At 60.0% G+C, this 24,971-nt stretch carries 24 protein-coding genes; 16 read left to right on the top strand and 8 right to left on the bottom strand.

Going from position 1 to position 24,971, the window contains the following annotated elements; genetic code table 11:
- Window positions 1–266: 266 nt before the first annotated feature.
- Both ABTV87_RS14230 and ABTV87_RS14225 read left to right on the top strand, forming a co-directional pair.
- On the top strand, window positions 267–1,853 hold the full coding sequence (locus tag ABTV87_RS14230) for an ABC-F family ATPase (RefSeq protein WP_045121838.1): 1,587 nt from the start codon (window positions 267–269) through the stop codon (window positions 1,851–1,853).
- A 303-nt stretch (window positions 1,854–2,156) separates the two neighbouring features.
- A complete protein-coding gene (locus ABTV87_RS14225; RefSeq protein WP_258713551.1) occupies window positions 2,157–3,344 on the top strand; it encodes an MFS transporter in 1,188 nt (395 codons plus the stop codon).
- Window positions 3,345–3,348: 4 nt separating this feature from the next.
- On the opposite strand, the gene ABTV87_RS14220 is transcribed toward ABTV87_RS14225, so the two are convergent.
- Both ABTV87_RS14220 and ABTV87_RS14215 read right to left on the bottom strand, forming a co-directional pair.
- Entirely contained in the window at window positions 3,349–4,386 is a 1,038-nt protein-coding gene (locus tag ABTV87_RS14220; protein ID WP_007957461.1) for an alpha/beta hydrolase family protein, read from the bottom strand.
- 235 nt (window positions 4,387–4,621) lie between these two features.
- The gene (locus tag ABTV87_RS14215; RefSeq protein ID WP_258713550.1) at window positions 4,622–5,233 is read right to left on the bottom strand and encodes an FMN-dependent NADH-azoreductase; all 612 of its coding nucleotides are present in this window, start codon (window positions 5,231–5,233) and stop codon (window positions 4,622–4,624) included.
- A gap of 127 nt (window positions 5,234–5,360) precedes the next feature.
- On the opposite strand from ABTV87_RS14215, the gene ABTV87_RS14210 reads away from it, so the two are divergent.
- Together ABTV87_RS14210 and ABTV87_RS14205 are read left to right on the top strand one after the other, a co-directional pair.
- Window positions 5,361–6,269, top strand: a complete 909-nt coding sequence (locus ABTV87_RS14210) for a LysR substrate-binding domain-containing protein (protein WP_258713549.1) — start codon at window positions 5,361–5,363, stop codon at window positions 6,267–6,269.
- Window positions 6,266–6,625, top strand: coding sequence for an MmcQ/YjbR family DNA-binding protein (locus ABTV87_RS14205; RefSeq protein ID WP_085603902.1), 360 nt, complete (start codon window positions 6,266–6,268; stop codon window positions 6,623–6,625). Before ABTV87_RS14210 ends, ABTV87_RS14205 begins: the two co-directional genes overlap by 4 nt.
- On the opposite strand, the gene ABTV87_RS14200 is transcribed toward ABTV87_RS14205, so the two are convergent.
- Window positions 6,622–7,050, bottom strand: a complete 429-nt coding sequence (locus ABTV87_RS14200) for a DUF1294 domain-containing protein (protein WP_289202916.1) — start codon at window positions 7,048–7,050, stop codon at window positions 6,622–6,624. The two genes, ABTV87_RS14205 and ABTV87_RS14200, sit on opposite strands and share 4 nt — an antisense overlap.
- Window positions 7,047–7,877: an undecaprenyl-diphosphate phosphatase gene (locus ABTV87_RS14195; protein ID WP_433899803.1), complete on the bottom strand. Its 831-nt coding sequence runs from the start codon at window positions 7,875–7,877 to the stop codon at window positions 7,047–7,049. The genes ABTV87_RS14200 and ABTV87_RS14195 overlap by 4 nt, the downstream gene beginning before the upstream one ends.
- A gap of 304 nt (window positions 7,878–8,181) precedes the next feature.
- On the opposite strand from ABTV87_RS14195, the gene ABTV87_RS14190 reads away from it, so the two are divergent.
- The 9 genes from ABTV87_RS14190 (at window position 8,182) to ABTV87_RS14150 (ending at window position 16,307) form a co-directional block, all read left to right on the top strand.
- Entirely contained in the window at window positions 8,182–9,816 is a 1,635-nt protein-coding gene (locus ABTV87_RS14190; RefSeq protein WP_085603911.1) for a methyl-accepting chemotaxis protein, read from the top strand.
- A gap of 82 nt (window positions 9,817–9,898) precedes the next feature.
- On the top strand, window positions 9,899–10,462 hold the full coding sequence (gene pnuC, locus ABTV87_RS14185) for a nicotinamide riboside transporter PnuC (protein WP_007957471.1): 564 nt from the start codon (window positions 9,899–9,901) through the stop codon (window positions 10,460–10,462).
- A complete protein-coding gene (locus tag ABTV87_RS14180) occupies window positions 10,459–10,983 on the top strand; it encodes an AAA family ATPase (RefSeq protein WP_258713545.1) in 525 nt (174 codons plus the stop codon). Before pnuC ends, ABTV87_RS14180 begins: the two co-directional genes overlap by 4 nt.
- Window positions 10,984–11,340: 357 nt before the next feature.
- Entirely contained in the window at window positions 11,341–11,790 is a 450-nt protein-coding gene (locus tag ABTV87_RS14175) for a hypothetical protein (RefSeq protein WP_221535436.1), read from the top strand.
- Complete coding sequence (locus ABTV87_RS14170; protein WP_085603919.1) at window positions 11,791–12,363, top strand: adhesin; 573 nt, start codon at window positions 11,791–11,793, stop codon at window positions 12,361–12,363.
- A gap of 70 nt (window positions 12,364–12,433) precedes the next feature.
- Complete coding sequence (locus ABTV87_RS14165; protein WP_258713543.1) at window positions 12,434–13,423, top strand: heme utilization protein; 990 nt, start codon at window positions 12,434–12,436, stop codon at window positions 13,421–13,423.
- A gap of 63 nt (window positions 13,424–13,486) precedes the next feature.
- The gene (locus ABTV87_RS14160; RefSeq protein WP_007957477.1) at window positions 13,487–14,167 is read left to right on the top strand and encodes a C39 family peptidase; all 681 of its coding nucleotides are present in this window, start codon (window positions 13,487–13,489) and stop codon (window positions 14,165–14,167) included.
- 43 nt (window positions 14,168–14,210) lie between these two features.
- The gene (locus ABTV87_RS14155) at window positions 14,211–14,957 is read left to right on the top strand and encodes a hypothetical protein (RefSeq protein ID WP_085603925.1); all 747 of its coding nucleotides are present in this window, start codon (window positions 14,211–14,213) and stop codon (window positions 14,955–14,957) included.
- Window positions 14,958–15,002: 45 nt separating this feature from the next.
- Window positions 15,003–16,307, top strand: a complete 1,305-nt coding sequence (locus ABTV87_RS14150; RefSeq protein WP_085603928.1) for a transporter — start codon at window positions 15,003–15,005, stop codon at window positions 16,305–16,307.
- 82 nt (window positions 16,308–16,389) lie between these two features.
- Here the strand turns inward: ABTV87_RS14150 and ABTV87_RS14145 are convergent, their stop codons facing one another.
- Window positions 16,390–17,715, bottom strand: a complete 1,326-nt coding sequence (locus ABTV87_RS14145) for a sigma-54 dependent transcriptional regulator (RefSeq protein WP_007957480.1) — start codon at window positions 17,713–17,715, stop codon at window positions 16,390–16,392.
- A 345-nt stretch (window positions 17,716–18,060) separates the two neighbouring features.
- Between ABTV87_RS14145 and ABTV87_RS14140 the strand changes: the two genes are divergently transcribed.
- The 3 genes from ABTV87_RS14140 (at window position 18,061) to nhaB (ending at window position 21,479) form a co-directional block, all read left to right on the top strand.
- On the top strand, window positions 18,061–18,327 hold the full coding sequence (locus ABTV87_RS14140) for a hypothetical protein (RefSeq protein WP_007957481.1): 267 nt from the start codon (window positions 18,061–18,063) through the stop codon (window positions 18,325–18,327).
- A gap of 285 nt (window positions 18,328–18,612) precedes the next feature.
- Window positions 18,613–19,902, top strand: a complete 1,290-nt coding sequence (locus tag ABTV87_RS14135) for a hypothetical protein (protein WP_433899802.1) — start codon at window positions 18,613–18,615, stop codon at window positions 19,900–19,902.
- 74 nt (window positions 19,903–19,976) lie between these two features.
- Window positions 19,977–21,479: a sodium/proton antiporter NhaB gene (nhaB, locus tag ABTV87_RS14130; protein WP_433899801.1), complete on the top strand. Its 1,503-nt coding sequence runs from the start codon at window positions 19,977–19,979 to the stop codon at window positions 21,477–21,479.
- Window positions 21,480–21,589: 110 nt separating this feature from the next.
- Here nhaB and ABTV87_RS14125 read toward each other — a convergent pair whose 3' ends face one another.
- From ABTV87_RS14125 to gnd, 3 genes are read right to left on the bottom strand one after another with little or no spacing between them, the layout of a single operon-like run.
- Complete coding sequence (locus tag ABTV87_RS14125) at window positions 21,590–22,393, bottom strand: HAD family hydrolase (protein ID WP_433899800.1); 804 nt, start codon at window positions 22,391–22,393, stop codon at window positions 21,590–21,592.
- On the bottom strand, window positions 22,390–23,913 hold the full coding sequence (zwf, locus tag ABTV87_RS14120) for a glucose-6-phosphate dehydrogenase (RefSeq protein ID WP_127798041.1): 1,524 nt from the start codon (window positions 23,911–23,913) through the stop codon (window positions 22,390–22,392). The genes ABTV87_RS14125 and zwf overlap by 4 nt, the downstream gene beginning before the upstream one ends.
- The gene (gene gnd / locus ABTV87_RS14115; RefSeq protein ID WP_258713539.1) at window positions 23,910–24,890 is read right to left on the bottom strand and encodes a phosphogluconate dehydrogenase (NAD(+)-dependent, decarboxylating); all 981 of its coding nucleotides are present in this window, start codon (window positions 24,888–24,890) and stop codon (window positions 23,910–23,912) included. The genes zwf and gnd overlap by 4 nt, the downstream gene beginning before the upstream one ends.
- Window positions 24,891–24,971 lie beyond the last annotated feature (81 nt).

Genomic DNA, 24,971 nt, shown 5'->3' with positions numbered 1-24,971 from the left:
GGCATTGGGTGAATGGATGGCATTTTAGCCACAGTTTGTAACCAATAGTGAACACTCATCTGTGAAAAACTGTCCCGCGATCGCGCCAAACGGCAATCGGGATGTCACTGCCCTATCGTTTAAAGAGCCAGACCAGTACAATCGCCGCCAAACTTTACGCGCCCCCCTTGGTTGATGACGGGATTGTCCCGCCTCAGCGCACTTCGACTCGGGCCAAGCGCTCCGGCTGCACCCTCGCTACTCAGCACGCTTCGCAGGAAAAACCTTTGATTTCTACAGCTAACATCACCATGCAGTTCGGCGCCAAGCCGCTGTTTGAAAACGTTTCGGTCAAATTCAATGGCGGCAACCGCTACGGCCTGATCGGCGCCAACGGTTGCGGCAAGTCGACCTTCATGAAAATCCTCGGCGGCGACCTCGAGCCGTCCGGTGGCCAGGTCATGCTGGAGCCGAACATTCGCCTGGGTAAACTGCGCCAGGATCAGTTCGCCTACGAAGAATTCACCGTGATCGACACCGTGATCATGGGTCACGAAGAGCTGTGGAAGGTCAAGGCCGAGCGCGACCGCATCTACTCGCTGCCGGAAATGAGCGAAGAAGACGGCATGGCCGTGGCCGAGCTGGAAACCGAGTTCGCCGAGATGGACGGCTACACCGCCGAATCCCGCGCCGGTGAACTGCTGCTGGGTCTGGGCATTCCGCTGGAACAGCATTTCGGCCCGATGACTGAAGTTGCGCCGGGCTGGAAACTGCGTGTTCTGTTGGCCCAGGCACTGTTCTCCGATCCGGAAGTGCTGCTGCTCGACGAACCGACCAACCACCTGGACATCAACACCATCCGCTGGCTGGAAACGATTTTGACGGCGCGTAACAGCACCATGATCATCATTTCCCACGACCGTCACTTCCTGAACAGCGTCTGCACCCACATGGCCGACCTGGACTACGGCGAGCTGCGTCTGTTCCCGGGCAACTACGACGAGTACATGACTGCGGCGACCCAGTCCCGCGAGCAACTGCTGTCGGACAACGCCAAGAAGAAAGCCCAGATCGCCGAACTGCAAACGTTCGTCAGCCGCTTCTCGGCCAACGCCTCGAAAGCCAAGCAGGCCACTTCCCGCGCCAAGCAGATCGACAAGATCCAACTGGCCGAGGTCAAGCCATCGAGCCGCGTGAGCCCTTTCATCCGTTTCGAACAGACCAAGAAGCTGCACCGCCAGGCCGTGACCATCGAGCAGATGTCCAAGGGCTTCGACGGCAAGACCCTGTTCAAGAACTTCAGCTTCACCGTTGAAGCCGGCGAGCGCGTGGCGATCATCGGCCCGAACGGTATCGGCAAGACCACTCTGCTGCGCACGCTGATGGGCGAACTGACCCCGGACGCAGGCACGGTGAAGTGGACCGAAAGCGCGGAGCTGGGCTACTACGCTCAGGACCACGCCCACGACTTCGAAGACGACGTCAGCCTGTTCGACTGGATGGGTCAGTGGACTCAGGGCGAGCAAGTGATCCGTGGCACCCTCGGTCGCATGCTGTTCTCCAACGACGAGATCCTCAAGTCGGTGAAGGTGATTTCCGGTGGTGAGCAAGGTCGCATGCTGTTCGGCAAGCTGATCCTGCAAAAGCCGAACGTACTGGTGATGGACGAACCGACCAACCACCTGGACATGGAATCGATCGAGGCGCTGAACCTGGCGCTGGAAAACTACCCGGGCACGCTGATCTTCGTCAGCCACGACCGTGAGTTCGTATCGTCCCTGGCCACGCGCATCATCGAGCTGAGCCCGAACGGCGTGACCGACTTCAGCGGCACCTACGACGATTACCTGCGCAGCCAAGGCGTAGTGTTCTAAGTCGAATCGAGCGGTAAACAGAAAGCCCTGTCCTTGTGACAGGGTTTTTTTTACTCATTCCTGATCGTTCCCACGCTCTGCGTGGGAATGCCTCAAGGGACGCTCCGCGTTCCAGCTCTGGAAGGGACGCGGAGCGCCCCGGGCTGCATTCCCACGCGGAGCGTGGGAACGATCAACGGGAAACGGGGAAACGGGGAAACGGGGAAACGGGGAAACGGGGAAACGATCGTTAGCCTGCTTTCTTTTATTTCAGCGCCACGCCATGATGCGGACTCTCCCACCGCCGCCCGCGAACGAGTCCTCATGTCTGCGCAGCAACAGCCACCGCAAAGCTCCATGGCGATCACCCTGCAGATCGTCTCCATCGTTTTCTATACCTTTATTGCCTTCCTCTGCATCGGCCTGCCGATTGCGGTGCTGCCCGGCTACGTGCACGAACAATTGGGTTTCAGCGCCGTGATCGCGGGGCTGGTGATCGGTTCGCAATACCTGGCCACCCTGCTCAGCCGACCGATGGCCGGGCGCATGTCGGACACCATCGGCACCAAACGGGCGATTGTGTATGGCTTGTCGGGGATTGTGCTCAGCGGCGTGTTGACGCTGGTTTCGACGCTGCTGCAGAGCTTGCCGTTGTTGAGCCTGTCGATCCTGATCGTCGGTCGCCTGTTGCTGGGGATCGCGCAGGGTTTGATCGGCGTCGGCACCATCAGTTGGTGCATGGGCCAGGTCGGTGCCGAACACACCGCACGCTCGATTTCCTGGAACGGCATCGCGTCCTACGGTGCGATTGCCATCGGTGCGCCGCTGGGCGTGGTGATGGTCGCCGATTACGGTTTCGAAAGCCTTGGCATTGCGTTGTCGCTGCTCGCAGCCGGCGCACTGCTGCTGATCCGCAACAAGCCGTCGGTGCCGGTGGTGCGCGGTGAACGGCTGCCGTTCTGGGCAGTGTTCGGGCGGATTGCACCGTTCGGCGCCAGTCTGAGCCTGGCGTCGATTGGCTACGGCACGCTGACCACCTTCATCACCCTGTATTACCTCAATCGCGGCTGGTCCGGTGCGGCGTACTGCCTGACCGTATTCGGCGTGTGTTTCATTCTGTCGCGGTTGCTGTTCATTTCGGCCATCGGGCGTTTCGGCGGATTCACCTCGGCGATTGCCTGCATGACCATCGAAACCGTCGGCCTGGTCATGCTGTGGCTGGCGCCCTCGACCGCGTATGCCTTGATTGGCGCCGGTCTGGCCGGCTTCGGCCTGTCGCTGGTGTATCCGGCGCTGGGCGTCGAGGCGATCAAGCAAGTGCCCAACTCCAGTCGCGGTGCCGGGCTGAGTGCCTATGCGGTGTTTTTCGATCTGGCGCTGGCGATTGCCGGGCCGTTGATGGGCGCGGTGGCGCTGAATCTGGGCTATTCGTGGATTTTCTTCAGCGCAGCGGTGCTGTCCGTGACCGGACTGGGACTGACCTTGCTGCTCAAGCGCCGAGCCATGACGTAAAGGCTCACTGATCCGCCGTCTGCATCCCCGCGCGGGTCGGCCGGCCCAAGGCATGGGAGAAGAACCGCCCGGCCTCGGAAATCAGGTTGCGGTGGATGTCTTCGCGGTCCACGCCATCGGCATCGGTGCACAGCGCCGGCATGGCGAGGATCTGCTCTTCGGTGCACGGCGCCATGAACACGAAGTGCCCTGCCCCGGCCAGCAATTTGAAGTCGGGTGCGGTCGGCAGTTTGCGCGCCAGGGCGGCGGCGTTTTTGTCGAAGGCCACCAGTTTGTCGCCGTCGCCGCTGTAGAGCAGCACCGGCACATGCACATCAGCCAAAGTGTGCCGACCGAATTTCAGACTCAACGGTGCCATCAGCAACAACGCATGCACGCGCGGATCGGCCACCGGTTGCAGATCGTCGCGGTCGACAATCAACTCACCTTGGGTGTTGCAGGCGTCGCGGTCGTCCGGGCGTTCCTGGCAGTAACGGCGCAGACGATCCAGATCCGGCTGTGCGCCGGACAGAATCAGCGCCGTTTCGCCGCCCGCCGAATAGCCGATCACGCCGACCTGCTCGGCGTTCACATACGGCGCGAGCATGCGATCGCCCAACGTCGCGGTAATGGCTTCGGAAATCTGGATCGGCCGGCCATAAAGGTTGCTCAGTGTGCCGAGGCGGCTGTGATCCTTGGAGTTGTCGCCGGGGTGAATCACCGCCACCACTACAAAGCCCTTGCGTGCCAGTGACGTGGCCAGGTCGTGCAGTGCCAGTGGCGTGCCGGTGTTGCCGTGGGACAGCATCAGCATCGGGAAGCGGCCGATGGCGACTTTGGTGTCTTCGCCGGCTTCGACAGAATAGCCTTCGAGCAGGCTCATGTGTTCGCGGTCGCTGGAGGGATAGAACGCGATGGCGCGCATCGGTTGCAGGTCGAGCGGATCGAGGAACGTCATCTCGTGATAGCCGACGCTCCAGCGCGGGTGCTGCCCGGGCGCAGCGTGCACTGAATTCAGGCTGCCGAGCAGGCAAATCAGTAACGCTGCACAAAGACGCATCATGGGATGCCCCACCCTGTTGTTACTCAATCGAAAGATCCGTTGTGTTCGACGCCCGAAATTCCGAGGTTCGGTGATCCGGCGCGACGTTGCACTCAGACGTTGATCATCAGACTGCATAACCTGGGCCAGATTATGTAACAGTCAGAAACAAAAAACTCCGTATCTGGCCCTTGCGGAACCAGAATACAGAGTTTTTTTGGGTTTGCCTGAACAGGAGCTGTTCTTTACGCAAGCCTTACGCGGCGGCGAACAGTTGCTCGCTGATCTTCGCCTGAGCGGCAGTCATGGCGTTGTTGCGCACTTCTTCGCCGTAGGCCAGGCCTTCGGCACGCACGACTTCGATGTCGCTGATGCCGAGGAAGCCGAAGACCAGTTTCAGGTAGTCTTCGTGCGCTACGCCCGAAGCTTGACCTGCGTGGATGCCGCCAGCGGTGGACACGATCACCACTTTCTTGCCACCGCACAGGCCTTCAGGGCCGGCTTCGGTGTAACGGAAGGTCTGGCCGGCGACGGCGATGCGGTCGATCCAGGCTTTGAGCTGGGTCGGCACGGTGAAGTTGTACATCGGTGCAGCAACGACGATGGCGTCGGCGGCGATGAATTCGGCCAGGGTGGTGGCGCTCAGTTCGGCTTCGTGCTGTTGGGCGGCGTTGCGCAGTTCAGCGGTGGTGCCGGCGGCAACCAGAGTAGTCGACGAGAAGTGGCTGATGGCGTCGGCGGCCAGGTCGCGGTAGGTCACGACAGCGCTTGGCTCGGCGGCTTGCCAGGCTTGAGTCACCTGACTGCTCAGCTGACGGGAAGCGGAGTTGTCGCCCAGAATGCTCGAATCGATGTGCAGCAGTTTCATGTGGAATCTCCTGGAATGAATCGCCGGTGGCGACGGAATGGAGACAATCCTACCGACGAAACCAATAGCTGATTAGACGGCAACAATGCGATAGTTTGTCCCACTGATAGAACAGTCGGATTTCCAGATGCAAGACCTCAACGATCTCTACTATTTCGCCAAAGTGGTCGAAGCCGGCGGATTCGCCGCCGCCGGCCGCTTGCTGGGCATTCCCAAGTCACGCCTTTCGCGGCGCATCGCCGAGCTGGAAGAACGCCTCGGCGCACGCTTGCTGCAACGCACCACTCGCCAATTGAAGCTGACAGCCGTCGGCGAACGCTATTTGCGTCACTGTCAGGCAATGCTGCTGGAAGCGGAAATGGCCGACGAGACGGTGGCCAGCATGTCCAGCGAGCCTCGCGGACGCCTGCGGGTTTCGAGCCCGACGGGCTTGGCCCATGAAATGCTCCCGGTGGTGATCAGCAATTTCCTTGGCAAATACCCCAAGGTGCAACTGGAAGTGACCCTGATCAATCGCCGGGTCGACCTCATCACCGAAGGCATCGACGTGGCCCTGCGCGTGCGCGAACACGGCGATGAAGAACCGATGCTGGTGACCCGCCGCCTGCGTCAGGCGCAAATGGTGGTGGTGGCGAGCCCTTCCTTTATACAGGGCGTGGAAATCAATCATCCGCAGGACCTGAAGAACCTGCCGGTGTTGGGCGCGCTGGAAGCGGATCGCATGGTGCATGTGCGCCTGCTCGATCAGCACGGCGAGAGTTGTGATCTGGCGCTGGAAGCACGGCTGGGCATCGACGATTTCATCGTGCGCAAGGCCTGTGTGCTGGCCGGCCAGGGGTTCACCCTGTTGCCGATGATGTATTGCGAAGCGGAGCTGAACAAAGGCACGCTGGTGCAGTTGCTGCCGGACTGGTCACTGCCCGGCGGCTGGCTGCAAGCGGTGTATCCGCACCGGCGTGGGGTGATGCCGGCGGTGCGCGCATGGATCGATCATCTGGTCGAATCGTTCAATGCCTGTGGAGAGCGGCTGTTATGAAACAAGGGAAGATGAACGAGCAGGATGTCGCGGATTTCTGTCTGGCCCTGCCCGGCGCCCGGGAAGACTACAAATGGGGTGGCGTGCGGGTGTTTTCGATTGCCGGCAACAAGATGTTTGCCTTGCAGGGTTTGCGCGGTGATTCGCTGGCGTTCAAGGTCGACAAGGACCTGTTTCTCGGTCATTGCGACCGTCCGGGCATTCACCCGGCACCGTATCTGGCCCGGGCGCAATGGATCATCATGCACCCGCCCTACCCGCTGGGCACCGAGGAGCTGCAAGGGTTGCTGCAGCGCTCCCATCAACTGGTGGTGAGCAAGCTGCCCAAGCGCGTGCAGGTCGGACTGCTGCTCTAGAACAGCGCCAGCAGGTTCGAACCGAGAAACAACTGATCGATCCAGAACACCTGGTGCAACGCCACGATCATCCAGAACAGAATCTGAAAAGACACCTTGCGCGTCTTGTGCCGGAAAACCTGTTGAGCGATCAACGCGCCCGGCCAGCCGCCGGCCAGTTCCACCGCGTGCAGGATGTTTTCCGGTGTGCGCCAGGCGTCGGCGCGGGCCTTGCGCTTGTCCGCCCAGTACAGGAAAAACGCCAGCACGCTGACCAGCCCGTAAGCCGTCAGCGGTACCAGGGAAATCCCGCGCAGCCACATCGATAACGAGCCGGACAACGGCAACGCGCAGACGATCAGCAGCACCACCAGCTTCAATTTCAGATGCTGAATATTGCCACCGGAAGGCCCGCGATCCGGGCGGCGTGCGCGGGAATCACTCATGGCTGGGCGGCCGTCCAGTCGATCCAGCCGAACTGCCAGGTCGCCAGGATCACCAGACCAAAGACGATTCGGTACCAGGCGAACGCCGCGTAGCTGTGGCTGCCGATGAACTTGAGCAGCCCGCGCACCGCGATCATGGCGAAGATGAACGCCGTGACGAAACCGATGGCGAACACCGGGAAGTCTGCCGGAACGAACAGGTCGCGATACTTGTAGCCCGAATACACCGCCGCACCGATCATGGTCGGCATCGCCAGGAAGAACGAGAACTCGGTGGCGGTCTTGCGCGACAGACCGAACAACAGGCCGCCGATGATGGTCGAGCCGGAACGCGAAGTGCCGGGAATCATCGCCAGACACTGGGCGAAGCCGATCTTCAGCGCATCCGTCCAGCGAATCTCGTCGACCGTTTCGGCGTGCACTTCATGCTGACGCTGCTCGGCCCACAACATCACGATGCCGCCCACCACCAGCGCGGCGGCCACGGTGATCGGGTTGAACAGGTAATGGTGAATCAGATCCGCGAAGATCACGCCCAGCACCACGGCGGGCAGGAAGGCGATCAGCAGGTTGGCGGTAAAACGCCGCGCACTCGGCTGGGTCGGCAAGCCGATGACCACGTCGAGGATCTTGCGGCGGAATTCCCAGACCACAGCGAGAATCGCGCCAAGCTGGATGATGATGTTGAACGCCATGGCCCGCTCGCCTCCGAAATCGAGCAGGTCGGCAACAATGATCTGGTGTCCGGTACTGGAAATGGGCAAAAACTCCGTCAGCCCCTCTACAACTCCTAGAATCAATGCCTGCAAGGCGGTCCAAAGATCCATCAATCCCCCAAAGAGCGATGCCCGGCGGCATGCCCCGATAGTATTTTTTTACGTTCACTGCGTTCAGCGTAGCTGGTTAAAGCTGTACCGATTCCGCACGCACAGGATCCACACGAAACAGTCAAAATTCCGTGAAAAATCAATTTGGATTCAGGTTTTCACGCGCGGCGCCGAAATCCTAACAGACAAGCCGTAATAGCGCTGCCGCGTTATACGACTTGGGTCGCGTATGCCCGGCTACCGAAACGTGGTTGGATGCTGGCGGTGGTTTATTACAAGAAAAAGAATCCGGAGTGACAGCGTTATGAACAGCTTGCGCAGTGTGTCGATCAGCCGACGCTTGTGGCTCATCTTGATTGTGGCAGTGGTCATGCTGCTGACCTTGGGCGTGTTGATGCTCAAGCAGATCCACGATGACCTTTACCACGCCAAGGCCCAGAAAACCCAGCATGTGGTGCAGACCGCCAGCGGTTTGCTGACTTACTACCAGGGCCTCGAAGCTGCGGGGACCCTGACCCGCGATGTGGCGCAGAAACAGGCGCTGACCGCGATCCGTGGCCTGCGCTATGACCAGAACGATTACTTCTGGATCAACGACCTCACACCCGTGATGGTCATGCACCCGACCAATCCCAAGCTTGAAGGCCAGAACCTCTCGGCGATCCGCGACCCGGACGGTTTTGCGGTGTTCAACGAAATGGTCGCCATCGCCAAAGCCAAGGGCGCCGGCATGGTCGATTATCGCTGGCCCAAACCCGGCGCCAGTGAGCCGGTGGCCAAGACTTCCTACGTGAAACTGTTCGAGCCGTGGGGCTGGGTCATCGGTTCTGGCGTTTACGTCGACGACGTGCAGGCCGAGTTCCAGGGTCAGGTGATCAAGGCGTCGGTAGTCGGGCTGGTCATCGCGGTGATCATGGCGCTGCTGGTGATCCTGATTGCCCGCAGCATCGTCCGTCCGTTGCAGGAAACCGTGAACGCCATGGCCAACATCGCCAGCGGCGAAAGCGATCTGACCCGCAGCCTCGATACTCACGGCCAGGACGAAGTCACTCAGTTGGCCCATCACTTCAACGCCTTCACCGCCAAACTGCGCCGGGTGATCGGTGACTTGCAGGTGTCCGCCAGTGCCTTGGGCCAATCGTCCAGCGAACTGGGCAACGATGCGACTCAGGCCCAGCAGCGCAGCCAGCAGCAATCGCAGCAGATGGAACTGGTGGCCACCGCCGTCAACGAAGTGACCTACGGCGTGCAAGACGTGGCGAAGAACGCCGAACACGCCGCCAGCGAAATGCGTGACGCCGAAGCCCAGGCCCAGCAGGGCCAGATCAACATTGACGGCAGTCTGCAACAGATCGACAAGCTCTCCGGCACCATCGATCAAGCGGTGGAAGTCATCCGCACGCTGGCGACTGAAAGCACGCAGATCGGCAGCGTGCTGGAAGTGATCCGCTCGATTGCCGAGCAGACCAACCTGCTGGCCCTCAACGCCGCGATTGAAGCGGCTCGCGCCGGCGAACAGGGTCGCGGGTTTGCGGTGGTCGCCGACGAGGTGCGTTTGCTGGCGCAGCGCACGCAGAAGTCCACGGCGGAAATCCAGACGATGATCGAACGTCTGCAAAACCATTCCGAAGCCGCCGTGAAGGTCATCGGCGACAGTAGCAAGGCCTCGCAACTGACCATCGAACAGGCCGGTCTTGCCAGTGCCAGCCTGAATGCCATCGGCCAGGCCCTGCGTAACCTCAATGGCCTGAACGCCTCGATTGCCAGCGCAACGCTGCAACAGGCGCACGTGGTCGAAGACATCAATCAGAACGTCACCCAGGCGGCGGGGTTGTCCCACAGCACCGCACTGGCGGCCGAGCAATCGAGCGTGGCCAGCGTGCGTCTGGGCCAACTCAGCGAGCAACTGAACGGTTTGCTGCGTCAGTTCAGAGTCTGATCGCCCTTGCAGGTGGGAACTCGTTTCCCACCTGTTTTTCGGTACAATCCGCTCCCTCTTTTATTCCCCCCAAGGATCCTGCATGTCCGGGCTTGAACTGTTTGCGGCCGCCCTCGGCGTAATCGCCGTGTGGCTCACGGTCAAACAGAATCCGTGGTGCTGGCCGATCGGGCTGGTCATGGTGTCGCTCTACACCTGGGTGTTCTTCGAAGTGAAGCTGTATTCGGACATGCTGCTGCAAGTCGTTTATGCCGGGCTGCAAATCTATGGCTGGTGGCAATGGACGCGGGCCGGGACGATGCATGACGGGCGCGAGGTCAGCCGGCTCGACAATCGCTCGATTGCGCAAGGGCTGGCCATCGGCGCGGTGGGCAGTCTGCTGCTGGGCGCGGCCATGGCTCACTGGACGGACGCTGCGCAACCGTGGCTCGACGCGGCGCTGACCGGTTTCAGTCTGGTCGCGCAATTCTGGATGGCCCACAAACGTCTGCAATGCTGGGCGTTGTGGTTCGTGCTGGATGTGATCTTCGTCGGGCTGTTTCTCTATAAAGGGCTTTACCTCACGGCGGCGCTGTATGCCCTGTTCACCCTGATCGCAGTGCAAGGCTGGCGCGAATGGCGTGCCGATCCGGCGTTGCAACGATGAAAGTGATTGTCCTGACCGGCCCCGAGTCGACGGGCAAGAGCTGGCTGGCGGCCGGAATCCAACAGCAGTTCGGCGGTTTGCGGGTGGACGAATATGTGCGCTGGTTCATCGAGCAGAAACGTCGCGATACGTGCCTGGCCGATATTCCCGAGATCGCGCGCGGCCAGTTGCAATGGGAAGACGCGGCACGCGCGCAGCAGCCGCGACTGCTGATTCTCGATACGCATCTGTTGAGCAATATCCTGTGGAGCCAGACCCTGTTCGGCGACTGCCCGTCCTGGCTGGAATCCGAATTGCTGGCCCGTCATTACGACCTGCACCTGCTGCTCTCCCCCGAGCAGATCGAGTGGACGGACGATGGTCAGCGTTGCCAGCCCGACTTGAGCGAACGGCTTGCGTTCTATCAGGCAACCCGAACCTGGCTGGAAACCCATCACCAGCCTTTGCAGATCATTCAGGGCAGTTGGGCGGATCGCCAGCAGCAAGCCTTCGACGCGGTTCGCGCCCTGCTCGCGGACTGACCCGGTTTTCGGGGCGTTTGCCCCGTCGTATCCCCCTGCTTTGGGGCCAAAGTGTCCGTTCCTGAAACACTCCTTCGGGTTCAAAGTGCCCGTCTCAGCACCCTTCATCCCTTTGTCATGCGACTTGTTACGCGGTTGAAACACAGCCCTGCAAACCCTTGTTCCAGAGCTTTGCAATGACTTTGTGAGGTTGCGAAGGCAATGACTTGTTTCAACGATGAAACAGCTTTTGTACCAGACCTGCGCTCGTCAAACCCAACATATTGAAATTCAAAGACAATTCAAAAGCGGCACAGCTTTCGCTCTCTCCTTCACAACGCTGAACAGGCTCAGCCCACTGAAGAAGGAATTGCCGTCGTGGGGAATATCAAAAAAGCCTTCACCTGCCTTCTGCTGATCGGATCAGCCGCCAGCACTTTCCTCAGTTTCAACGTTCAGGCCGAAGGCAATGGCGTGATCGTGCTCAATCGTGACGTCCAGCCGATCCCGATCGGCCGCAGCGGCGGCAAAGACCCGTACCCCACCACCGTCAATGCCAATCCTTCGGGCCGCATCGGTCAAGCAATGACCAGCACCGAACTCAACGACGGTGAATTTGCCAGTGTAGCCAGCGGATCCTCGATTCGCGGAAGTATCACCACCCCGACTTCGAACATCCCCGGCATGAACACTGTGACCAATCCGAATGGCTTGCCTGGTATGGGAGGCGGTCACGGCGGCGGTGCCGGCGGCTCGATCTCCAATACCGTCAACCGTGCCATGAGCTCCGGTCTTGCCCCTCTGACTCGCATGGCTGGAGGCCAATAAATGAATCGCTCCCTGCTCCTGCTCGCCCTCCTCGGCTGCACCAGCGCAATGGCTGACCCGAGTTCCGTGAACAACGCGAACATTCAGGAAACCGGCATCCAGTACCGCGGCAACTACAACGTCAACCAGGCGGCCGGCGACCAGATGCAACAAACCAACACCAAAGCGATCGCCATCGGCACCAGTGCCAGCGCGACCACGAGTGTCATTCAGCACATCAACACACCCGCCGAGCGCACTGGCAATGCCAGCGCCACCATTGGCGGCAACTCTTTCAGCAATGGCAACGGAATCCTGGGCGTGAATCAGGGCGCCGGGGCCAACAACCAGATGGCCAACGTTACGCGCGTCAGCATCAGTGCTGCCCCGCAGAGCGTTGACGATAGCGCCCTTTCCCAACAGAACGTGGCGTTGTTACCGAGCTCAGGAGCAACTGGTACCTCACCCGGCAGTCGCCAGGTCACGACAAGTGATCAGGCCTTCACCGGCAGCCGAGGGGTAATCCAGGTGAACCAGAGTGCCGGGGTGGGGAACCGAATGGCTAACACCCTGAGCATCCGGGTCGCTGACTGACCCAAACAACAAAAGCAGTGCAATTAGAAAGTACCAACACTTAACCAACTAATAAGCACGGAGAAACACCATGAAACCTACAATGGCCCTCAAACCACTGGTTTTCGCACTCGCAGCAGTGATGGCAATCGCAGCACAGGCAGGCGGTCGTGATGATAATCACGGTCATGGTAACGGGCATGGCAACCATGAACCAAAAGGCCCAACCCTGGAACAACTGCTGCAAATCGGCGCTGGCGCCGGGGCGGCAGTGCTCGACACGCAAAGCAGCTCTGGCAACCTGGTCGGCAACCAAGGCACCAAAAATGATGCCAACGTCAACAACTCGGCCAATGGCACCAACGGCAACGTTGGCATGAACAACACCGCCGGCGATGGCAACCAGCAAGACAATGCCGCCGCTCTGGCAACTGCCGATGAAAGTTTCATCTTCGGCTCTGCGGTGTCGGTCTCCAGCGCAACTCAAGTCAACACCAACAACGCCGTTGCGAACTACTCCACCACAAACAACGCCAACCTCAACAACGTGGGTAACGGCGGTTCCGGCAACATTGGCGTGAACAACAGTGCCGGCAACTTCAACCAACAGAAAAACAACCTGGCAATTGCTGTATCGGGTGGTCGTGTAGCTAACGCTGCTGCTGCTGCGAACCAAACCTCCACTGGCCTGACCGTAGCCAACAACGGCACTCAAACCTACAAAAAAGATACCCTCACCGGCACTTTCGCCGGGGCTGGCGCGTTCTACGCGAAGGGCACTGCAAAAATCGAAGACGACGATCACGGTCATGGCGGATATGGCAATAACGATAGAGGCCATGGCGGCGACAAAGATCAAAAAGCCAAATTCGAAGCAGTGGGCGTCTTTGGCCTGGCAGGTGTGACCACTCAACAAGTGATGACCCCTGATGGCTGGAAAAACCCTGTGACCAACAACGCTTCCATCTCCAATGTTGGTAACAACTTCTCGGGTAACGCTGGTTACAACAACGCCGCTGGTGTTGGCAACCAACAAAGCAACTCGCTGTCCATCGCCGCAGGTTGCAAAGCCTGCATGTAATCGCGATCGAAACGAAAGCCCCGGAAACGGGGCTTTTCCTCAGTCCGCAAAGGCGTATCGATCATGCGTAAGACTGCCCTCCTCGCTCTGCTTTGCTTCTGTGGCCTGACCCAGGCTGCCCAGATGCCCGTTGCCGCCCTGCCTGGCGGCACACTCGTCTACAAGAACGTGCAAAGCATTCGTGAGCGCAAGTTTGCCGACATCGTCGAACAGAAAACCGACTTCAGCTGCGGCGCCGCCGCACTGGCCACGGTATTGCGCCAGGCTTATTGGCTCGACGTCGATGAGGAGCACATCATCAAAGGCATGCTGGTCAACGCTGACCAGGACCTTGTTCGTACTCAGGGTTTTTCCATGCTGGACATGAAGCGCTACATAGAAAGCATCGGCATGCGCGCCAGGGGCTACAAGATTCCGCCGGAAAAACTCGACGCTGTCACGATCCCGGTGGTGGTACTGATGGAAATTCGCGGCTACAAGCATTTCGTGGTGATGCAGCGGGCGGACAAGGATTGGGTTTACATCGGAGACCCGGTTTTAGGACACAAACGCTACTCCCATGATGACTTTGTCAAAGGTTGGAACGGCATTGTCTTTGCCATCGTCGGCCCCGGATATGACAAGGCCAATGCCTTGCGCAGCCCTCCGGTACCGGTGACGGCCAAGAACAAGCTGGATGCCTTCAACCCGGTCAAAGATGCTGAATTGATGGACTTCGGGTTCATACAGAGCGACTTCTTTTAATCGCCGATTACAAGAGTGGGGCTGGATGTCCCGGGAGCAGCAGATGAAAACCTCATACTGGCTGGCCGCCGCCTGCCTGGCAGCGAGCGCCTCAGGCTATGCCAATGCAGGATTCAAACCCATCGAAATCAAGGACCAGGAGCTTTCAGAGCTACGTGGTCGTTATGTGATGCCGGGCCGGATCATCAGCTTCGGTGTTGTCATGAGCAGTACCTGGCGCAACGCCAGCGGAGATCTGATCGGGGCCTCGGCCACCATGCAATTGCAGGCCGCTTCGGTCAAACCTGAATTCTACGTCTCGACCATCAAGGAACACGGCAATGGCAGTACCCCGGAACTGGGGACTGGCTCGGTCGTGGGTGGCGCGGGACTCAACTCAAGCCAGGGCGTGACGCAGAGTGTGCGCGCCGCTGGCGACGGCAACTCCGCCTATAACAACGTTGCGATCAACGTCAAAGAAGCCAGTCAGGCACCTGCCCTGATGCCCGCCCAGGGCCAGGCCTTGATGGCCGGCCAGACCATCTCCGGCAGCAACGGCGCCGGCAGCGTCGCGGTTTCAGCCACAAATGGCGGTGTGCAAATGGCCATCCAGGCCTCCGGCAATCAGGGTACAGCCTTGCAACAGGTCGCCCAGGGCGGACTGCTGCAAAACACCCGTTTGCTGGGTAACGCGAACGTAGTCAACAACCTGACACAACTCAACGTTGTCCTTAACAATAACGGCATGAGTGCCGGCGCACTGGACTGCAACCTGACTCAACTCAGGGCACTACGCAACATCGGATATTGAACTACGCTGAGTCTCGATCATTGGGCTTAAAGGGACGGCTTATTCATGTATCGATCAGTATCACTGCGTGCCGCTGTATGTTTGAGTACTCTTCTACCCGCGGCGATGTTGCAAGCGGCACCCGACGCAGATGTAGAAGCCCTGAAACAGGAACTTCTGGAGCTGAAGCAACGATACGAAGTGCAGCAAAAGGCCCTGGCGGTGCTTGAACAACGGGTCCGCCAGGTCGAAGAGCAACCCGCCTCCCCACCCCCAAAACGCCTGGCCAAATCGCCTTCGGACATGAAAGGCAACCGGGTCGCCACTGGCACCGGGGCCGCAGCAGCGTCGGGGGGCGCCGCCGGGGGCAGCGGCGCATCCTATGGCCAGTCGCTGGCCGATGATTCGCAACCGGCACAGAGTGTGTCCAACCTGTACGACGAAGCCAGCGGCTTCTTTGGCGGCGGCAAGTTCAGCTTTGAAACCGGCGTGACCTACTCGCGCTACGACACCCGCCAACTGATTCTCAACGGTTTCCTCGCCCTGGACTCGATCTTTCTGGGCAACATCAACCTCGACCGGATCAAGGCCGACACCTGGACCCTCGACCTGACGGGACGCTACAACTTCGACAATCGCTGGCAGTTCGACCTGAACGTGCCGGTGGTCTACCGTGAATCGACCTATCAGTCCGGCGGCGGCAACGGAGGCGCCTCCAACGTCACCACCGAACAGGACGTAAGCCGCGATCCGACCATCGGCGACGTCAACTTCGGCATTGCGTACAAGTTCCTGGACGAGTCGGTCAACACCCCGGACGCCGTGGTGTCCTTGCGGGTCAAGGCGCCTACGGGCAAGGATCCGTTCGGGATCAAGCTACGCCAGACCGATGCCAACTCGAACCTGTTCGTGCCTGACACCCTGCCCACCGGCAACGGCGTCTGGTCGATCACCCCGGGCATCTCGCTGGTCAAGACGTTTGACCCGGCCGTGCTGTTCGGCAGCCTGTCCTACACCCACAACTTCGAGGAATCGTTCGACGACATCAGTTCGACCGTCAACCAGAAAAACCCGGGCAAGGTACGCATCGGCGACAGCTTCCAGATCGGCGCAGGTGTTGCCTTCGCACTGAACGAGAAGATGAGTATGTCGTTCTCCGTCTCGGACCTGGTGCAACGCAAGAGCAAGCTGAAACAGGATGGCGGGGATTGGGAATCGGTGGTGTCCAGCGACGCCAACGCCGGTTACTTCAACGTCGGCATGACCATCGCCGCCACCGACAACCTGACCATCGTGCCCAACCTGTCCATCGGCATGACGGACGATGCCCCGGACTTCTCCTTCAGCCTGAAATTCCCTTACTACTTCTAAACCGCGACATCATAAAAAGGCCCGCTGCGACTTGCATCGCAGCGGGCCTTTTCAGCTTCCTGTCTTCAGGAAGCACCGCGCCCTAGCGGATCTGGTGCTTGTGCAGCAAACGGTAAAACGTCGGCCGGGAAACCCCCAGCACTTTGGCGGCAACGCTGAGATTGTCGCTGTGCCGGTTCAACACATCGCATAACGCCTGGCGTTCGGCGCGGGTCTTGTAGTCTTCAAGCGTACCCATGGGTGCCGCGATCGACTGCTGGCTGATCAGCCCCAGGTCACGGGCCTCGATCTGCCGCCCTTCCGCAAGTACCAGGCCTCGACGCACGCGGTTGGCCAGTTCGCGGACATTGCCCGGCCAGTCGTGCTTGCCCATGGCGATCAGCGCGTCTTCACTGAAGCTGCGCGGACGGCGGCCGGTTTCATGGCTGTAGAAGTGGGAAAAATGGTTGGCCAGCATCGACAGATCGCCGTGGCGCTCGCGCAACGGCGCGGTCACCACCTGCAACACATTGAGCCGGTAGTACAAGTCCTCACGAAAGCGCTTCTTCTCGATGGCGGCTTCGAGGTCGACGTGAGTCGCCGCCAGTACCCGCACATCCACCGGGATAGGCTGGCTGCCACCAACCCGTTCGATGTGTTTTTCTTGAAGGAAGCGCAACAGATTGGCTTGCAGTTCCAGCGGCAGATCGCCGATTTCATCGAGAAACAAGGTGCCGCCATTGGCCGCTTCAATACGCCCGACCTTGCGCTGATGAGCGCCGGTGAACGCACCTTTCTCGTGACCGAACAGCTCGGACTGGATCAAATGCTCGGGAATCGCCCCGCAGTTGATCGCCACAAACGGTTTGCTGTGGCGTTGCGACTGCCGGTGCAGGGTGCGGGCGACGAGTTCTTTACCGGTACCGCTTTCGCCGCGAATAAGCACTGGCGACTCGGTGGGTGCCAGTTTGCTCAGCAACTTGCGCAGCTCGCGGATCGGTTTGCTGTCGCCCAACAGCTCGTGTTCCGGCTGGTCAACGTGAATCGTGCCCTGCCCGCGCAGGCGCGCCATGCCGAACGCCCGGCCGAGGGTGACCTGCACCCGCGACACGTCGAACGGCAAGGTATGGAAATCGAAAAACCATTCGCAGACAAAGTCGCCGACGTTCTGCAAGCGCAGCACTTCCTGATTCAGCACGGCGATCCATTCGGTACCACTGCGGCTGATCAGCTCTTTGACGGCTTCGGGACGTTCCAGGTGAAAAGGTTGTAACCGCAACAGGCCGACATCGCAGCTTCGGTCGGCGGCATTCTCCAGGCTACAACTGTCGACGTCCCAACCCACGGCACGTAAACCCGGAAGCAATCGGTGACAGTCGTCGCACGGGTCGACGACCAATAAACGTCTTAATGCAGGCGCTTCGCTCATGACTGTTCCTTGGCGCCAAATTTTAGGAAATGATCGTAAAAACAGTCATTTGGCAAACCTGACTGTTACATTAGCAAGAATTTGACGGCGTCTTGTATCGATTGCTTATAGGTGTACAAGTGAAGCAGTTATAAGAACCCGCTTTATTAGTTAGCTATCGACTTGATTCTTTCGCCAGGCTTTCAAAACCTGTCTGAATATTGAGTGTATGAAAGAAAGTCGAAATTTCTTCAGATTCTGTGTGACCTGCCAGCGGGTTGCGTGCATCAGTACAAGTAACTCGCCGAACGGTAAGCCCAACCGACGGCACATCACTTGATTGGGCATTAATAGAGAGAAGACCCCATGACCGCCCCGCTCCGTATCAACGAAGCTCTTTTGATTGCCAACCGCGCATTTAAACCTTTTCAATGCGTCGCCTGGGCCCCACAAGACGGCAATGGCGAACTGAGCCTGACCGTCATTGACCGTACCAACTCCCAGATCGGTCGCACCCAGATCCCGAGCAGCGCCTACTCCGATCCGGCGCAACTTGAATACCTGCTGCAACAGGCCCGCGCCGAACTGAGCGAAGAAGGTTACGCGTTGCAATCCTGGTCGATGCCACACTGATATTTGCGGGTAATGCGGATGACGCTCAAGTCATCCGCCCTCTTCTGTTAGTTGCGAATCGTTTTCCAACTTCAGTCTTTTTGTACAACTTTCCTCAATACTTTCGCGGCTGAATGCTTGGCAGGCTTGCGACTGGTTCAAAAAGACACTGTTCTGGCACAGTGCGACCCTCCATCTGTTAGTTCTTACAGTTGTACTAACGCGTATTCAGGGATTGAATGTTTCGCTCATGCAGTTACCCGTTCCGCCTCCCGGAAATCGGTCGACTCGCAAGGAGAAGCATGCATGTCATCCCAGATCGCCATAGCGCTGCCGACGCTTGCGAATAACGCCGGACAACTCGACAAGACCTTTTCCAGCAACGGTGTGGCGCAGGTCTACTTCGCCGGCAGTACGTCCAGCCTGACCCAGAGCGTGGCGCTCGATGCGCAAGGCCGGATACTGGTCGCCGCCAAGGTGGGCACTGCTCAAGGCAGCCGTTTCGGTCTGGCCCGCCTGCTTGAGGACGGCTCGGCGGATCTGGGGTTCGGCTTTCAAGGCAGCGTCATCGGCCGGTTCGCTGCCGGTTTCGAAGCCACCGGCAGCAAGGTTCAAGTCCTGCATGATGGTCGGATTCTGCTGGCGGGTCTGCACTACGAATCGGAACATCGCACCCTGCCCGCCCTGGCCCTCTTCGATGCTCAGGGCAGACCTGCCCCGGATTTTGGTGACAACGGCCGGCAAATTGTCCGCCTACCCGGCGACCTGTCCATGGGCACCCGCGATGCCTGGCTCCCGCCGGGCGTTCCGGGCGCCGAAGCCTGTGATTTCGCGGTGCAGCCCAACGGGCATATCCTGCTGATCGCCAACCATCACTTCGAACTGGCCGATCACGTCGGCATACTGATTCGCCTCAAACCCGACGGCCGCCTGGATCCCTCCTTCAACGGTCGCGGATTCGTCATGGTTCGCCACTTGCTGCTCAATACCTGGCTCGGCGGCCTGCTGTTGCAAGAAGACGGAAGAATCGTGGTGGCCGGCTCCATCGATTTCCCACAGGAAGGCCTGCTCGCCCGCTATCTGCCGGACGGGCAACTCGACGAACGCTTCGCAGTAGACGGTTTTCTGGCCTTCAAAGTCCACGGGCGCAGTGCGCTGGTCAATCAGGTCATCGAATCGGCAGAGCATCTGCATTGTTTTGGCAGCAGTCGCGATCCGATCCGATGCATGGCGCAGTCTGTTCACGGCAACGGTCGCCCCGACCTGCACTGCAACGGTGGTCAGCCACACCTGCTGGAAGTCGGCCCAAGCGGATGTCAGTGGAGCGCGGCACAAGTGATGCCGGACGAGCGCATCATCGCGGTCGGCGCGACGATCGGCGGGGTTGAAGCTGACTTTATCGTCGCCCGCTATCTGGCCAACGGCAGCCTTGATCGAAGCTTCGGTTCCGGTAATGGCTGGTTGCGTACGCGGCTGGGGCGCAGCCTCGATACCGCTACTTCACTGGCGATCCAGCCGGGTGGCGAGATACTGGTGGGCGGTTATTCGCTGGATGGCAATTACCGCGCAGTGGTCGCGCGTTATCTGAATCACTGATGCGAACCTTCCCACACTTGATCTTGCCCATCGCTTACGGCAACTTGCGCGCTTCTTAAAACAAGGAGCAACCGATGTCCGGTTCGATGGCCCAGGCGTTCGCGCACAATTTTCTCGGGCATTCGCCCCGCTGGTACAAGGCGTGCCTCGTCGGTTTTCTGATTATCAACGCACTGGTGCTGTGGACTGTCGGCCCGGTCGCGGCCGGCTGGTTGCTGGTGATCGAGTTCATTTTCACCCTGGCCATGGCGCTCAAGTGCTACCCGCTGATGCCCGGCGGCTTGTTGCTGATCGAAGCGCTGCTGCTGAAAATGACCACACCCCAGGCGCTGTACGAAGAGCTGCAGCACAATTTCCCGGTGATTCTGCTGCTGATGTTCATGGTCGCCGGCATCTACTTCATGAAAGACCTGCTGCTGTTTCTGTTCTCGCGCCTGTTGCTGGGTGTGCGTTCGAAGGCGCTGCTGGCCCTGATGTTCTGCTTTTTGTCGGCGTTTCTCTCGGCATTTCTCGATGCACTAACCGTAACCGCAGTGATCATCAGCGCCGCCGTGGGCTTCTATTCGGTTTACCACCGGGTGGCCTCTGGCAACGATCCGCGCCAGGACAGCGAATTCAGCGATGACCAGCATCTGCCTCAACTGCATCACGAGGACCTGGAACAGTTTCGCGCCTTCCTGCGCAGCCTGCTGATGCACGGCGCCGTCGGCACTGCATTGGGCGGCGTCTGCACCCTGGTCGGCGAACCGCAGAATCTGCTGATCGGTCATGAAATGGGTTGGCACTTCGCCGAGTTTTTCCTGAAGGTCGCGCCGGTTTCCCTGCCGGTTCTGGTCGCGGGGCTGGTGACCTGCATCTTGCTGGAGAAACTGCGCTGGTTCGGTTACGGCACGCTGCTGCCGGACAACGTACGCGCCGTGCTGGCCAACTACGCCGCCGAAGACAACGCCGAGCGGACCCCGCGCCAACGCGCCGCCCTGCTGGTACAAGGCTGCGCTGCACTGATCCTGATTGCCGGGCTGGCGTTCCATATTGCGGAAGTCGGCTTGATCGGCCTGATGGTGATTGTGCTGATCACGGCTTTCACCGGCATCACCGACGAACACCGACTGGGCAGCGCCTTCAAGGACGCCATGCCGTTCACCGCACTGCTGGTGGTGTTCTTCGCCGTGGTCGCGGTAATTCACGACCAGCAACTGTTCGCGCCGCTGATCCAGTGGGTGCTGGCGCTGCCGGCCGATCAGCAGCCGGGGATGCTGTTCATCGCCAACGGCCTGCTGTCGGCGATCAGTGACAACGTGTTCGTGGCCACGATCTACATCACCGAAGTGAAGCAGGCATTCCTGTCCGGCCACATGAGCCGTGAGCATTTCGAGACGCTGGCGATCGCGATCAACACCGGCACCAACCTGCCGAGCGTGGCGACGCCCAATGGTCAGGCAGCGTTCCTGTTTCTGCTGACGTCGGCGATTGCGCCGCTGGTGCGGTTGTCGTACGGGCGGATGGTGTGGATGGCGTTGCCTTACACCGTGGTGATGGGATTGCTCGGCTGGTACGCCGTGAGTTACTGGCTGTAGAAAAAAGATAAAAAATGTGGGAGCGAGCTTGCTCGCGATAGCGGTGTGTCAGTCAACCAAGATGCTGACTGACTTAGCGCCATCGCGAGCAAGCTCGCTCCCACATTGTTTTACAGGATGTACTTTTCGATGGCCTGCGCCACACCATCCTCGGTGTTCGGCCCCGTCACCACGTCGGCCTGACGCTTCACCGCATCCTCGGCCTGCCCCATGGCAATCGACAACCCGGCAACATGGAACATCGCCGGATCATTGCCGCCATCGCCAATTGCGGCGGTCTGCGCCAGCGGTACGCCCAAGTGCTCCGCCAGGGTTGCCAGTGCGGCACCCTTGTTGGCGTCCATCGCAGTCACATCCAGAAAAACCGGTTGCGAGCGCGACACCTGCGCCAACCCTTCGACCTTCGGCAGCAATTGCGCCTCCAGTTCGATCAGCAATTGGGTGTTGTTGCTGGTCGCCACGATCTTGTCGATGCGTTCCAGATACGGCTCGAAGCTCTCCACCACCACCGGCGGATAACCGAGCCCGTGCTGCTCGCGAGGCACCATCGGCCCGTGCGGATCCTTGAGCAGCCAGTCGCCGCCGCTGAACACCCAGATTTCGACATCCGGCTGATCGGCGAACAATGCTAATGCAGTCAACGCCGCCGTTACGGGCAGGTAATGCGCAACCAGAATGCTGCCATCCGGGTTGACGATCGTGCCGCCATTGAACGCCGCCGTCGGCAGATCGACACCCAGCGCTTCGATCTGCTGCAACATGGCTTTGGGCGGACGCCCGGTGGCCAGGCTGAACAGAACGCCCGCCTCGCGCAACGCACGAACTGCATCGATGGTGCGCTGGCTCAGGCTGTGATCGGGCAGCAACAGCGTGCCGTCCATGTCACTCAACAGAAAACGGATCGGCTCGCTCATCCGAGACCATGCCAGACGCGACCATCGCGAGTCAGCAGGTCATCGGCGGCTTTCGGCCCGTCTTCGCCCGCGGCGTAACCCTGCACGCTCGCGTCCTGTTGCCAGGCGTCGAGGAACGGCTGCACCGCGCGCCAGCCGTTCTCGATGTTGTCAGCGCGCTGGAACAGCGTCTGGTCACCGGTCAGGCAGTCGTAGATCAGGGTTTCGTAGCCGGTGGACGGCTGCATTTCGAAGAAGTCCTTGTAGGCGAAACCCAGCTCGATATTGGCCATGTTCAGCGCCGGCCCCGGCCGTTTGGCCAGCAGATCGAACCACATGCCTTCGTTGGGCTGGATCTGGATACGCAGGTAGGTCGGCTGCAACTCGTCGACCTCGGTGTCCCGGAACTGCGCATACGGCGCCGGTTTGAAGCAGATGACGATCTCGGTGTCGCGCACGCTCATGCGTTTGCCGGTGCGCAGGTAGAACGGCACGCCGACCCAGCGCCAGTTGTCGATCATCACTTTCAGCGCCACGTAGGTTTCCGTGGTGCTGTCGGGCGAGACGTTGTTCTCATCGCGATAACCGGCCACCGGTTTGCCGGCGACTTCACCGGCGCTGTATTGACCGCGCACCGAGTTTTCCCGTGCTTCTTCGGTAGTCCACGGGCGGATCGCGCCGACTACCTTGGCCTTCTCGCCCCGCACCGCATCGGCGCCGAACGCGGCCGGCGGCTCCATCGCGACCATCGCGAGCAACTGGAACAGGTGATTGGGCACCATGTCCCGCAGGGCGCCGGTGTGTTCGTAGAAACTGCCACGGGTTTCGACGCCGACGGTTTCGGCGGCGGTGATCTGCACGTGGTCGATGTAGTGGTTGTTCCAGAACGCTTCGAACAGGCTGTTGGAGAACCGGCTGACCAGAATGTTCTGCACGGTTTCCTTGCCCAGATAGTGATCGATCCGGTAGATCTGCTTTTCCGACATGACCTTGAGCAGGCAGGCGTTCAACGCCTCGGCAGTTTGCAGGTCGGAGCCGAACGGTTTTTCGATCACCACCCTTCTGAAGGCTTCCGGGGTTTCTTCGAGCAACCCGGCGCTGCCGAGACGGCGCACCACTTCGCTGAAGAAACGTGGCGCGGTGGCCAGGTAGAACACCGCATTGCCAGTGCCGCTGTCGGCGATTTTCGCCGCCAGGGCTGAATAAGTGCTGTCATCCAGGAAGTCGCCCTGGACGTAGCTGATGCCTTTGGCGAGCTTGGCCCACAAGGCCGGATCAAGTATCTGATCGCCCTTGCCGACTTTCGCTGCCACTTCAGTGCGGATGAAGTCTTCGAGCTTTTGCGCGAAGGCTTCATCGGTGATGGCGTTGTGGTCAACGCCGACGATCCGCAGGCCATCATCCAGCAGGCCGTCGCGACTCAGGTTGTACAGCGCCGGCATGAGCAGGCGCTTGACCAGATCACCGTGGGCGCCGAACAGAAACAGCGTGGTCGGTGGCGCGGGTTCTGCCTTGGATTTCCTGCGGATCGTATGGGTCATTTCTTCGGTGTCTCCACATGGCCGCCGAAGCCGAAGCGCTGGGCCGAAAGAATCTTGTCGCCGAAAGTGCCCTGGCCGCGCGAGCGGTAGCGCGAGAACAGCGAGTTGGACAGCACCGGTACCGGCACTGCTTGTTCCATGGCCGCTTCGATGGTCCATTGACCTTCGCCGCTGTCCGCCACGGAGCCCGAGAAACCGTCGAGTTTCGGATCGCTGGCCAGCGCGTCGGCGGTCAGGTCCAGCAGCCAGGACGACACCACGCTGCCACGACGCCAGACTTCGGCGATGTCGGCCACGTTCAGGTCGAAACGCTGATCTTCCGGCAGGCGCTCGCTGGACTTGGTCTTGAGGATGTCGAAGCCTTCGGCGAAGGCCGCCATCATCCCGTACTCGATCCCGTTGTGGATCATCTTGACGAAGTGACCGGCACCGGCGGGACCCGCGTGGATATAGCCGTGCTCGGCACGGTGATCATCGGACTTGCGGTCCTTGGTGCGCGGGATGTCACCCATGCCCGGCGCCAGCGCGGCGAACAGCGGGTCGAGACGCTTAACGGTCTCGGCATCGCCACCGATCATCATGCAGTAACCGCGCTCCAGGCCCCAGACGCCGCCGGAGGTGCCGACGTCGATGTAGTGCAGGCCTTTCTCGGCCAGGGTTTTGGCCCGGCGGATGTCGTCCTTGTAGTTGGTGTTGCCGCCATCGATGATGGTGTCGCCCGCCTCAAGCAGATTGCTCAGGGTTTCGATGGTGTCTTCAGTCGGTGCGCCGGCCGGCAGCATGACCCACACCGCACGCGGCTTGGCCAGGCCTGCGACCAGTGCATGCAGGTCGGCGACGCCGGTAGAGCCCTCGGCGGCCAGGGTGTCGACAAAGGCGGTATTGCGGTCGTAAACAACGGTGGTGTGACCGTTGAGCATCAGACGTCGCGCAATATTGCCGCCCATGCGGCCCAGTCCAATAATCCCGAGTTGCATGTGCTGATGCTCCTTACTACAAATAAAAGTGTGTCAAAGGTATAGCCCAACGCGACTAATGGAGGTTAGTCCAGAGCGTCG

The sequence above is a fragment of the Pseudomonas sp. PSE1(2024) genome, assembly GCF_050990555.1.
In the GTDB taxonomy this organism is placed as follows: Bacteria; Pseudomonadota; Gammaproteobacteria; order Pseudomonadales; family Pseudomonadaceae; genus Aquipseudomonas; species Aquipseudomonas aphyarum.
The sequence above is the reverse complement of the archived record's forward strand: the minus strand, read 5'-3'. Positions and strand labels throughout refer to the sequence as shown.